4 protein-coding genes, 1 tRNA gene and 3 pseudogenes are annotated in these 13,406 nt (G+C 34.5%); 2 read left to right on the top strand and 6 right to left on the bottom strand.

The features are described from left to right. Nucleotides 1–373 precede the first annotated feature (373 nt). The 6 genes and pseudogenes from RINTHH_RS11710 to RINTHH_RS06220 form a co-directional block, all read right to left on the bottom strand. Nucleotides 374–1,162, bottom strand: a pseudogene (locus RINTHH_RS11710) (glycine oxidase ThiO); the annotation flags it as partial. Between the two features lie 95 nt (nucleotides 1,163–1,257). After that, a pseudogene (gene thiO, locus RINTHH_RS11715) lies at nucleotides 1,258–2,338 on the bottom strand (glycine oxidase ThiO); the annotation flags it as partial. A gap of 409 nt (nucleotides 2,339–2,747) precedes the next feature. Next, nucleotides 2,748–4,627: pseudogene (gene ftsH2, locus RINTHH_RS06205) on the bottom strand (ATP-dependent zinc metalloprotease FtsH2). A 3,234-nt stretch (nucleotides 4,628–7,861) separates the two neighbouring features. Beyond that, complete coding sequence (gltX, locus tag RINTHH_RS06210; RefSeq protein ID WP_044304773.1) at nucleotides 7,862–9,304, bottom strand: glutamate--tRNA ligase; 1,443 nt, start codon at nucleotides 9,302–9,304, stop codon at nucleotides 7,862–7,864. 102 nt (nucleotides 9,305–9,406) lie between these two features. Then, a tRNA-Asp gene (locus RINTHH_RS06215) sits at nucleotides 9,407–9,480 on the bottom strand. 859 nt (nucleotides 9,481–10,339) lie between these two features. Continuing rightward, complete coding sequence (locus RINTHH_RS06220; RefSeq protein ID WP_008234283.1) at nucleotides 10,340–10,492, bottom strand: chlorophyll a-b binding domain-containing protein; 153 nt, start codon at nucleotides 10,490–10,492, stop codon at nucleotides 10,340–10,342. A gap of 317 nt (nucleotides 10,493–10,809) precedes the next feature. On the opposite strand from RINTHH_RS06220, the gene RINTHH_RS06225 reads away from it, so the two are divergent. Further along, nucleotides 10,810–11,304, top strand: a complete 495-nt coding sequence (locus RINTHH_RS06225; RefSeq protein WP_008234285.1) for a DUF2996 domain-containing protein — start codon at nucleotides 10,810–10,812, stop codon at nucleotides 11,302–11,304. Between the two features lie 806 nt (nucleotides 11,305–12,110). Beyond that, entirely contained in the window at nucleotides 12,111–12,983 is an 873-nt protein-coding gene (locus tag RINTHH_RS06230) for an S-methyl-5'-thioadenosine phosphorylase (protein WP_044304775.1), read from the top strand. The last annotated feature ends 423 nt before the right edge of the window (nucleotides 12,984–13,406 follow it).

The raw sequence follows: 13,406 nt of genomic DNA on the forward strand, positions 1-13,406 counted from the left end.
TAACTTGAGGTTAGCCATGGTCAACTGAGTGGAAATATAGGTATCCACCCCTGTATTACAAATACGGAAATGGACTAAGTACCTGAATAACTGAGCATGAGTCCAAAATACCACTGATAGCCCGGAATAAACTGGGGGTATTTTTTTCTCATAGATAAGGAACTTCCCAATACGCTCTTATCCAGACTATTAATTTTAAACACTCCAGACACCTAGTTAAAATTTAACCAAAACCAACTGATATTGGCAATGAATAATTGAATAAAAAAGCTATTGAGGCTTTTCCATACACCTGACTTAATATCTACTTTTCATGAATTACTTTATTAACCAAGATAGATAAATGACTTTAGGGTAAATTCTCTTTATTACCTTAGTCAATAGTTCCTGTTAAGGGGGAGGAGGCACTAGCATAACTTCTCATTGGCATTCTGCCAGCAGAATATGCCATGCGCCCTGCCACCGTGGCTAAATTCATTGCATAAGCCATGGCTGGCGGATTGTCAGAGAGTGCAATAGCACTGTTAACTAGCAGTGCATCTGAACCCATTTCCATTACCTGAGCTGCTTCTGAGGGGGAACCAATCCCCGCATCTACAACCACCGGTATTTTAGCATTTTCGATTATTATTTGGAGGTTAATTGCCGTTTGTAAACCTTGTCCAGAACCGATAGGGGAAGCAAGAGGCATTACTGTTGCACAACCCACTTCTTCTAAACGTTTTGCCAGCATAGGGTCGGCATTAATGTAAGGCAACACAGCAAAACCTTCTTTTACTAGTTTTTCAGCAGCTTCCAAAGTGCCAAAGGGATCAGGGAGCAAATATTTACTATCGGGTATTACTTCTAATTTGACAAAATTATTGTCTTCTTGCCCTAATAGTTTCGCCATTTCTCTACCCAGAAAAGCTACCCGAATTGCCTCCTCAGCAGTTTTACAACCAGCGGTATTGGGTAACATCCAAATTTTTTCCCAGTCCAGTGCTTCGGCCAAACTTTCATGTCCAGGAACATTATTTTGTACTCTTCTCACAGCAACCGTTACTATTTGGCAACCACTCTTATTTACGCACTTTTGCATTTCTTCAATACAGCGGTATTTACCCGTCCCAGTCATTAACCGAGAGCTAAAAACCTTACCTGCAATAACCAAGGGTGTATCTGTGATGGAGGTTTGGTGGGTATTGTTCACAATACTAAGGAGAGGATTAGAATTTTTCGTGGAAGTAAGCACAGATGAAATCTTAGGTGATAATGTCTGAAAACGAGAGTAGTGGAAGTTATCCAACAGAGGGTCAGATTTTTGTTTACAAATTAAGTCTGCAATCAATCTAGAAGTAATTGGTGCTAGAAGAATACCATTACGGTAATGACCAGTGGCAAATGTCAAGTTATCACAATAACTACTGCCAAGTATAGGTAGTTCATCAGGTGTTACAGGACGGAATCCACTCCAAAAGTCTTCAAGAGGATAGTCTTGAAGTTGAGGATAAATGCTAATTCCTAAAGCTAACAGTTCTTGAATTTCTACTGGGGTATTATGGGGGGTAAAACCTACATCTTCACTGGATGCACCAATAATAATTCGACCATCTTTCCTCGGTACGATATAAGTATTTCCCATAAACAGTATTCTGTTTAAAGGCAAACTTGAAATGTTTTCCGTCACTCGTACCTGTAGCATTTGTCCTTTTTTCGGTTTTACAGGTAGGGGAAATAGTTCATTTGCCCAGGCTCCAGTAGCTATTACATAATGATTTGCTTGTAATAAGCCAGTTTTGGTTTGTACTCCTACAACCCGACATTGCTCCTCTAAAATTGCTTCTGCCCCAATCCCTTCTTTAACTTCAATACCCAGAGACTGCACTGCTGACAATAGTGTCTTTCCTAAGGCACGGCTATCAACCTGTCCGTCTTCTGGATACCACCAACCACCAATAATATCTTTACCCAATCCCGATTGGCATTTATGAATGACTTCCCCATCTAACCAATACCTGTTATGAGAATTTAGGTCACAGGAAGGAGGCAAATTATTTTCTAAATTGTAAACAGGGGCAAGTACACCACAAGACCAATAACCAGTATTTAAGCCTGTAAGGTTTTCTAATTTGCAAGTCCACTCCCGATATAAACTACGTGATTGCCAACATAATTGTTGCATTGCTGGATCTGATATTTGTTCTGCATCCGGTGCTAGCATCCCTGCAGATGCCAGGGTAGCAGCAGACTTAAAGTCCCTACTGATGATGGTGGGTGATGCTCCCAGTAGTTTTAGTTCAATGGCAATCGATAAACCGATAATGCCACCACCAACAATTAAAACGTCAAGAGTCATTAGTCAAAATTATTTTAGATTTTTCAAAATTATTTCGGATTTTAGATGTTCTAAAAGAAATTCTTAATTTGGAGATAATAGAGTTATTTATTCACTTATTATGAGACTTATTTCTAAACAACCTTTTCCCAAAGAGAGATACTCAAAGAGTATAAGGTTGCATTTGATGTATGCAGGGCAAATTCTTTGTTCCATTGAATCAAGTTTTAATTGTTTTTTTAATATTCTCACACCTAAATTCTTGTTAAGCCCTCCTATTTCCGTTAAAAGTTCCCCGGAGTTTATTACTGCAAAATACTAATTTATCACTTTACATGTTTGTCTACTAGTAATAAACAACAGGAATAGTAATTTTTGCTATTCCTGCTAGCTAATATGGAAACAACCCTAGGGTTGTTTCCATATTAGCTTATAGTATGACAGTAAACTGGGGTTTTTCAGGAACAGGAGCATATTCGGCTACTATTTGGCAAAACTCTTCACCATCAATGCTTTCTCTCTCTACCAACAAATCGACTAACCGATCCATAACACTGCGATGTTCTTGCATAATTTTCTTAGCGTTTGCGTAGCATTTTTCCACAATAGTGCGGACCTGTTCATCAATACGGGATGCAATAGCTTCTGAATATTCAGAACGAGACATCCAATCCCGACCTAAAAATACTTCTCCACTTTGGGCTTCTAAGGATAAGGGGCCTAAGTCAGACATTCCAAATCTAGTTACCATTTGTCTTGCCATGCCAGTAACTTGTTGCAGATCATTACCAGCACCAGTTGTAATTTCCGCATTACCAAAAATCACTTCTTCTGCAGCACGCCCTCCTAAAGCCCCAGTGATCCTAGCTTTCAATTGACCATGGGTAATTAAGCCCTGTTCTTCATTGGGGGTAAACCAGGTTAACCCTTGTGCTTGTCCACGAGGAATTAATGTAACTTTTTGTACTGGATCGTGATACTTAAGCAGTGTTCCAACTAATGCATGCCCAATTTCATGGTAGGCAATTAGCCGTTTACTTTTACTGTCCACAAGAGGCGTACCTTCCATACCAGCTACCACCCTATCTACTGCATCATCAATTTCTGCAAGAGTAATTGCTTCTTTCCGTCTTCTTGCAGTGAGAATAGCTGCTTCGTTGAGGAGGTTAGCTAAATCCGCACCAGTAAAACCAGGAGTACGACGAGCAATAGTTTCTAGGGAAATGCTAGGAGCTAATTTTTTGTTCCGGGCATGTACTTTAAGTACTTCTAAACGCCCTTTTATATCTGGTGCATCTACTATTATTTGTCTATCAAATCTACCAGGACGTAACAAGGCAGCATCTAATACATCTGGCCGGTTGGTAGCGGCAATAATAATGATACCTGTGTTTCCCTCAAAACCATCCATCTCTGTTAATAACTGGTTGAGGGTTTGTTCCCGTTCATCATTACCACCGCCAATACCAGCACCACGTTGCCTACCAACAGCATCAATCTCATCAATAAATATAATACAAGGGGCATTTTCCTTAGCTTTCTTGAACAGGTCTCTTACTCGAGAAGCACCCACACCAACAAACATTTCCACAAACTCCGAGCCAGAAATACTGAAAAATGGCACTCCTGCTTCCCCTGCGATTGCTTTTGCAAGTAAGGTTTTGCCAGTACCAGGAGGTCCAACCAACAAAACACCCTTGGGGATTTTTGCACCTACAGCTGTAAACTTCTCTGGTTGTTTAAGAAAGGTAACTACCTCTTGTAACTCTTCCTTAGCTTCTTCAATTCCTGCTACATCATCAAAAATGACACCAGTTTTTGCTTCCATTTGGAAACGAGCCTTAGATTTACCAAAGTTCATTGCTTGACCAGGACCACCAGGCATACTGTTTGAGCGACGGAATAAAAAAATAATCCAGTAATTAACAGAATAGGAAATATTAAATTACCTAATAAACCCCAGATTGCCCCATCATTCCGCACCGGATGAGCATCAAAACTAATACCTTTCTTCTTCAACTTACTAACTAATTCTGGAGAATTAGGAGGTAGTTCTACTCTAACCCTTTGAACTCGGTCATTTAATTCAGGATCAACAACTTCTATAATCGCAGTCCTACCACCTTCGTAAAAATCCACAGTATCTACACGATTGGAATCCAAGTATTCCAGAAAGCGGCCATATGTCATGCGGCTAGTGGCTGTATTACCCATGTATCCAATACCGTTAAATGCACCTTGCCAAAAGAAAAAGCCTACTAGTAGAGCAGGTAATGTCCAGAGTATTATAACTTTCCAGGAAAACTTCATGTTAACTTACCTCTACAAATATACTGATAAAAACAAATAGTTTATTGGCAATTGAATATTGCCAGTTGCCTTTAATTGATAAATACCTCTAAGCCCCAAGATTGTAAAAGTCCTTAATGAATTAATGTTAAATGATAATCCCGAACTACTTTAAAGTCTCTGTATCTTTTTTCCTGAGTAATAGCTGATGATTCTAACATCACTAAAATACATGCCATCATGGATGTTTATTAATTGATTCTGTTTCACTAATTTTCTCTATATCCGTTTACAGGAAAGACTATTCGATCATAGCAAAGCTATAAGTTCAACAATATTCATCAAACTTAACACAATTCTCACATATTGTAACGAGAATAGGTTGTGAGATTAGAACAACGTAAGTTAAAGCAAGCAAAAATCACTTACGATATCGTTATTATTTTTACATGTTTAATGTCAACTCTTTGCTGATACTTTACGAATTAATTTTTTATTTCAATGTATTCCCGTAAGTTTTAAATCTATGACTATGTGTTTCTTGTACTATTAGTAAATATAAACTTGATTACAAACTCATAGTTTCGTAAGGTGCAGTGTTGAGGAAACATATCCACACTTAGGATCTAAATCTTAAATAGCTCTATTACCCAGATGGAAAAATATATTTTCGATTTGTCAGATCTCTTTATTTGTTAGTGGGTTCTCCGGGTATGTTATCTTTCAAATTCTTAAGAGGTAATATCTTACTCTCTTCTTTTAACTCTAGAATTAAGACTAAAACACTTTACTGATAAAACATAGCGAATAATACTCTCTCACATCTTCCTTGAATGTAATGATTATAACCAAATAGTATATATAACAAAGATTATCAGCTTTGAAGGTTAATCAAACCGTATAGATTCAGTTACAACGTGTTATTTTAAACAAGTATATATACAAGAATATCTGTTAACGATACATCTTTAATTCCTATATAGTTTAAATAATGGAAGTCAGAAATTGATTATATTTTTATAAACCTGCATCATCATAGTGCTTACTTGTTCTCAATATAAGTAAGCCTATTAAAAGGAATTATATAATTTGTTTACAACTGAATCATATCGTTGTCATCTATTTAGTTTAAGTTATAAGTTGATATACTGAATCCTCTATAATACAGAGGTAGAAAATGCATTTAACAAAATTATAAAGCCATAATTAAAAAATTAATGTGGTTAGTTATTATCTTAGAAAAGCCATATGCATCTCACTATAAGAAACCTCTACAATTGTATTTATGACAAGTTCAAATTGATTACTGAATATAATTAGTTAAAAACTAGTTACGTGAATATACATTGTTACAAATACGAAATTAACTAACCTATATTTCTCACATACATTAAGATCCACTGGGATATACACTTTAAGATTGCTTAAAAAATTTGTTAATTCAATTATTACTCCAATACTTGCATCAATTTCCTAAGTATTGTGAAACTCCCTAATTTTTTTTTAATTGAAGTCTGTTTTTACATTAACCCTTTAATCCTACGATAGAAGTCTGCCAAGTTATGAATTGCATTACAAGTAAATATATAAACCTAGGTATGGCAAATACAATTTTGCCATAATTGTTTCCTACAACTTATTTAAACTCTGTAATTTCTATTATAATAAGGATAAGAAAAATATTGACTGCTAGAAAAATAACCAATCTACAATTTTTATTTGCTAAGTATCCATAACCCTAATATCTCTGGCTTTTTACTTTGAAAATAATCATTGCACCAAACTTAGTCTGGTCTTTTCACAGTCAAAGTTTTATCTTCATAGCTCTTTACTTTGAGCGGAAAATACTTAAATTGATAATTGAGTTGCAAGGAATAGTCTGAAGTTTGATAAAAACCCATATAGTGGCCTATGGGAATCTTCTGCTTACCATCAATAAACCTACTTGGTATATGAATACCTATTATTGGAGTTGGGGAAAAATTCTTACCAGTAGTTACTTTGATTCCTTGAGATGTTTAGTATCCTTATCATTTTTTGTAAAATTATCTTATAAGTTCTTGTGGTGGCATGATTATTATTAGTTTTATAATTCCCAGTAATTAAGTAATTAGCCAATGAATTTATTATATGTTACCCTGGAATTATGAGGTGGTAAACTTGTATAATTTGTTATTTTAATATAAAAGCATAATAGGACTTGTTAGTGTGGTAAATATTATTTTTTATAGGAAAATAATCACTTCAGAACTTAATATAGATATTTATCAGTTTAAGAAGCCAATTAAAATACTAAGTAATAATAGCATAGGTACTTTTTCTAGTAGTAAATAGAGGAGCTTAAAACTTTTTAATTATTAATTGAAAAAAGCCTGTGGTCATCATATAAATATTTGGATATTTTGAAACTATTAGGGTTATCTAAAATATGAATTTAACCCCTATAATATAGTTCTTATCCTCTGACAAACTGTTTTGTTACAAAATTTTTACTGTTTATAAAACAGAACATATAACTGTAAAAACCTAAATATAATTGCAGTGTTAGTAATTTAAAGAGAGACTGTAAACTAAATAAATTGGCTGGATCTTATTTTTGATAAAAGTATATGATAGTTAATCAAGGATAATATATTGATGATTACTACGAAATATAGCAATGAATTTATAATACAAAGTTTGAATAGCTGAGTGAAGAATTAAGTTGAATTGACATAAATAAATCGGAAATAATATTCACTAATATTTCCATTTATAAACTCTGTAATTCAAATAAGCTCAAGAGATGATTGCTTTTAATTAGTATCTAGGAAAATAACATTTATTATATATATAATAAGTACAAGTACAAAATCTATTAATATATAAGAATTTTAAAGTTTTTTGTTGTGTTGATACTATGTTTAATAACCATATCAACTAACACCTATAAAGGCATAATCAATATTAATCTTTGACTTACCAATGTATCATTTTAGTACTTTTTCTTATCTTGATAGCAAAGTGGATTTTAAGATGTCAAAATATTTTGACTGTTATAGCAAAACCCAGAGAATTGGATTTGTGACTAATTTTATGTCTACTCTACACTTGTACCCACCTGAGTGAGTATGAGCAATAAGATTCTGATACATTGAAATATGTATGTTTTACAACTCCTGAGTTGGGTTTTGATTCTGTCACTTGTAACCATGGTAGTTGCTAATTATCACAATTGATCCTGGAAGTTGAACTTGATAGATTATTGAAGAATATTTAACTGATTAAGGTGATTGCAGCTTTTAACCTAGTTTTATCTAAGTCAATATCATGAAGTAGGTCCCAAGACTGCATCAAGTCTGGTCCGTGCATTTTACCTGTTAGGGCAGCTCTGAGCGACCGCATAATTAAACCCTTTTTGATACCCTGCTTTTTAACTACTTTTTTGATTATTTCTTGACCACTAAAAAAGCTAACAGTATTGCTTTCTAGACCATTTAAAATCTCCTGTAGAGCAGAGATAACCCCTTCCTGTTTTAGCTGTTCTTTGGCTTCCTCACTAAAGTCTACATCACGGGTGAAAAATAATTGACTCATAGCCACACCATCTATTAGGTGATTTAAGCTAGGGGCAATTAGTGTCACTAGTTTTTTTAACCAAGGACGCTCTCCAGAAAAATCAAACTTATACCCAGCTTCTAACCAAAGTGGTATTAGCAAGTCTATAACCTTATCCACAGGATAATTATGAATATACTGGCTATTTAACCAATCCAGTTTTGCCCAGTCAAATTTAGCACCAGCTTTGCTCACACGCTCAAAGCCAAATTGCTTAGCTGCTTCTGCCAAAGTAAAGATCTCCTGGGTTGAATCTAAAGGTGACCATCCTAATAAAATCATATAGTTAACCAATGCTTCTGCTGTAAATCCCATTCTCTGAAAGTCAGAAATAGAAGTTACCCCATCTCTTTTGGACAGCTTGCGTCCTTCTATATTAAGAATTAAGGGGGTATGAGCAAACTCGGGTATATTCCCATTAAAAGCCTCGTACAATAGGATTTGCTTGGCAGTATTGGCAATATGGTCTTCACCCCGGATAATATGGGTTATTTGCATATTAATATCATCAACAACAACAGCAAAATTATATAAAGGCTGTCCAATGCCTTGTTGTACGGCTCTGGCAATCACCATATCCCCACCCAAATCACTGCCACGCCAAACTATATGACCTCTAACCAAGTCATCCCAGATGATTTCTCGAGTTTCATCAATTTTAAAACGAATGACAAAGCTCCGCCCCTCTGCTTGAAAATCAGCCTCTCTTTCTGGGGTTAAATTACGATGGCGATTATCATATCGGGGAGCCTCATTTCTGGCCTTTTGGGATTCCCGCAGAATATCTAATTCCTCTGGTGTTGTATAACATCGGTACGCTAAACCCTTGTCTAATAATTCCTGTATACTATTTTTATATATTTGTAGGTTTTGGGTCTGAAAAAATGGGCCTTCATCCCAATCTAGACCCAACCAGCGCAGTCCAGTTAAGATATTTTCCGTATGTTCAGAACTAGATCTCTCTTGATCCGTGTCCTCAATGCGCAAAATGAAACTCCCCCCATGATGGCGGGCAAACAACCAATTAAACAAAGCAGTCCTGGCTGTACCAATGTGCAGTTTACCAGTAGGACTTGGAGCGATACGGACTCTAACAGTCACGATATATTCTCTCTTTTAAAACATTAAATTAATCGAGCCCTGATTCTAAAATCCTGGTAACAGCATCAATCTTAGAAGATACATAAGTAGTGAAAGCATATACGGGACCGACGGGGCTCGAACCCGCAACTTCCGCCGTGACAGGGCGGTGCTCTAACCAGTTGAACTACGGTCCCCCAGATGTGCTTTTCACACACCATACTAATTCTCCTCCCTCTTGATAAATGTGTCAAGTACCCTCTCGGAAAAAATATCCAATCAGCTTGCAATATACACATAAAAAAAGTTTTGTGGGAAGTGACCTAACACAAAAACAAATCCAAAAAATACTAACTTCTTACAAGAAAGCTTAAAATTAATTATGGGAGAGTATATTCCTCACCACACTAATAAATGTAGTCATGAAAAGACCAAATTTAGTTCCGAAAACACTTGATTAAAGTCAGGAGAAAATATTCAACCTTGTTATATCTATCATCTATGTAAGTCATCATTCTTATAAAAACCCTGAATACTAGTAAATCTTATTCCTTAGTTAATAACAAGGCTATTGTTTAGTAAGAGATGGTTTGTATATTAAACAATTATGGTTTTCAATAATTTAGTATATTAAATCTCAGATACTCAACACTAGAAGTATAATCGCCTAAATATCATTCATTATTACAGACATAGTCAAGCATATATCCTAGAATAATAGGGAGATACAATTGGCATTTATAATAGCCAATTAGTCTGGTTTAGCAGCAAAATAATTAAGTTAGATAATGTAGTTATGAATACTGTTAAATATAACCAAGTTAAATAATCTGAACTAGATAGGGTTATTATCAATAATAAAACTAGGCAAAAATTTAATGGGCTTTTACACTTTTTTAGTCTAGAAACAAACTTAGCATGATTATATCATCAAAAAAAACTGGTAGTGTGCAAAGCACACTACCAGTTTTTTTTGCCATTTTTTTGGCATACTTATTAAATAATTTTGTCTTTCTGATACTTATGACCCAATACAATACTCCAGAAATACAAAAATTATTGGCCAGCAATCACCTCAATTATAGTTGCTAGCAGAATTCCAACCATTGCCATACGGCCATTCCAAATTTCTGCCTGGGGAGTAAAACCCCAACGCCAAGAGTTTCTATCACTTATTAACGGAGTGGAAGCTTTTAAGTTATTTTGCATGATGACTGCTTAATAATGAAAGATTCACTAATAAATTTTATCTTATGTAAATTAATATAACAATATTTTGGGATAATGCAATATTCTTGATTCGGAATTAAAGAATATTTTTAGCCATTGTTATGACAGAATAAAATTAACCCATACTTCGAAATGGTCAAATTACAAAGAATTATTTTAGATATAGACTTATGCTATGTGATAGTCGTTAGAGAAAAGTTATTATGAGTATTTCTGCTCATAAGATGATGCGCAAATCTTATAGTTATTAACCCTAACACCTAATTTTCATTTGTATATAAGGACAAATCCTAGCTATGGTAGAAGAAAACAGTAGAAATAAAGCTGCGGAAATAGCCAGCCCTGAAACAGATAAACCTGTCATGTCAAAGGATGGTAGAGAGGAACCGGCTAAAAAAGTTAAAAAGGAAAAACCACCTGTTATTGAAAATAAGCCATTCACAGAGTTTGTAACGGAGTATTATTTACCTGCTGTGCAGAAGGCGATCACGGATGAAGGTATAGCTGATTTAGAGTTATCTTTTATCAAACAGAAATTACCTGTTAAGGGCCTGGAAAATCTAGATGAGTGTTGGCAAGTCGTTGGAAGTTTTGCTCAAGGAAAGTGCAATTTTAATATTTATTTTCCAGATGAGAGCATCAAAGGCAAAAAAACATTCTCGTGTCATGAAGGAAAACAACCTAGCACTTTAGAACCATTTATGATTGATGAGCGCAAAGTAACTTTAGAACTTTTAATTTGGGGATTAACCCAACGTTTAGATGGTCAGAAATGGCTAAGTAGAAACTAATTAATCTCGTGGGAATGATAGTAAACTATCTACTGACTAGAATCGTTTCCTATACATTTCCACATTAATATACTTTAATATTTCCTTTAAGGTATTTTCCAATCATACAAGATCAGGACTTTTGTATTTTATATATTGAATTATATTTTAGACACTTCTTTTTTAGATCTAAAAATTCAAATTAAATTGATAGTTAATTCATCCCCAGTAATATTTTAAACTTTACTCATTATTATAGTGTGTGGGTTTGGTATTCCTAAAAGAGAACTACTCAAATTTTAATTTGAGTTTTTATTATTACTCTTCTAGCCTTTGCTATTATGTAACTATTAAAATTATTTCACAACACTAGACATGCCGCACACCAGTGCTTATAGAATAATTCTAGCAATTTCACTATTACTAATCTATTAGGTAAAATACACATACTAAACTCAAGAACCAGCTGTCATTTAACATGCGGAAAACAAAAGGTAATATTGATTTTTGTTTTTACCTTGTCTTAGTTAAGATTGATTTTTTAAAGATTATGTATATGTAATATTTCCTTAGTAATTTTTGACAAATGATAAGAGCTTTTTATAGTTAAAGCTGGTAGTAGTTTTAACTATAAATATTCCTAAAATATAAACTCCTAAAATATCTATATACTAATTTTTCTACTTACTTATTTTCCTGTTCATTTAAGGTCCAGTAATTAATAATAATGTGAGATGGATAATGAATATTGATAACTGAATATTATGGAAATTATCCATTTGCCAGTAAAATAAATATGCATTGTAAATACATATAGGTAAAGTATGATGGCTAAAGCTCCTATTGGAATTATTGGTAGTAGTGGTCTATATAAAATGGATGCCCTACAAAATATCCGAGAAGTGAATCTTCAAACACCCTTTGGTGATCCCTCAGATACCATTACTCTAGGCACCTTAAATAATATTCCTGTGGCTTTTTTGCCACGCCATGGCCGCAATCATACATTATTACCTTCTGAATTACCATTTCGTGCTAATATCCATGCCATGAAACAGCTGGAGGTAGAGTACATTATTTCTGCAAGTGCGGTGGGGTCTTTGCAGACTGGGGTGAAGCCTTTAGATATGGTAGTTCCCGATCAATTTATTGATCGTACAAAAAATAGAGCTTCCACTTTCTTTGGGGATGGAATAGTCGCTCACATTGCTTTTGGCGATCCTATTTGTCCTAATTTGGCAGGGATATTAGCAGATGCCATTATGTCTGCTAATATCCCTGACATTAACCTCCACCGTAGAGGTACTTATATTTGTATGGAAGGACCAGCATTCTCTACTAAGGCAGAATCTAACTTATATCGTAGTTGGGATGCAACAATTATTGGTATGACTAACCTGCCAGAGGCAAAGTTGGCCAGGGAGGCAGAAATTTCCTATGCTACTTTAGCGCTGGTGACAGATTACGATTGCTGGCATCCAGATCATGATAGCGTTACTGTCGATATTGTTTTGGCAAATTTGCAGCGTAATGCGGTGAATGCTCAGAAAGTAATTCAAGAGGCAGTAAAGCAGTTGGATGCCAATCCTCCGGTTAGTGAATCCCATTCAGCACTGAAGAATGCAATTTTAACTTCCTTTGATAAAATCCCTACTGCAACTAAAGAGAAAATATGGTTATTTATTAAGAAATATTTATAATATTAATAGTTTTTTAGAAAACTTTTTTCCGAAAATATCTCAAGATAAATACACTGAATGTACATATTCTCAAGTCCATAATATATCTTAGTGTTAACTTCATGCAAGTATACCCGTAGTTTTTATATAAATAAATACATTGATAGTAGATATACTGAATTAATTTATTTGGCAACACACTATTCTTATTATTTAGTAGTCTGATAAGACTTTAACTCCAAATATGAATTAACACACAAACATCCCGTAAAGATTTAAGCAAGCTTATATTGATGCAGATAAACATTACTGAATGATGATTATATTTATATAATACCTTAAATTTTACTCGCAGAGCTCAGGCCCTCACTACTATTTGTATTAAATTCGTTTTACTTCAAGTATCACCCAATAATAAAATTGACGCAGTCGACCCTATTAATT

Origin of the sequence: Richelia intracellularis HH01, from assembly GCF_000350105.1 — a bacterium.
In the GTDB taxonomy this organism is placed as follows: Bacteria; Cyanobacteriota; Cyanobacteriia; order Cyanobacteriales; family Nostocaceae; genus Richelia; species Richelia intracellularis.

Bases quoted from the DNA above. Each gene is read 5' to 3' on its own strand.
- RINTHH_RS06220 (WP_008234283.1), bottom strand. From the start codon at position 10,492: ATGCAAAATAACTTAAAAGCTTCCACTCCGTTAATAAGTGATAGAAAC.
- RINTHH_RS06225 (WP_008234285.1), top strand. From the start codon at position 10,810: ATGGTAGAAGAAAACAGTAGAAATAAAGCTGCGGAAATAGCCAGCCCT.
- RINTHH_RS06230 (WP_044304775.1), top strand. From the start codon at position 12,111: ATGGCTAAAGCTCCTATTGGAATTATTGGTAGTAGTGGTCTATATAAA.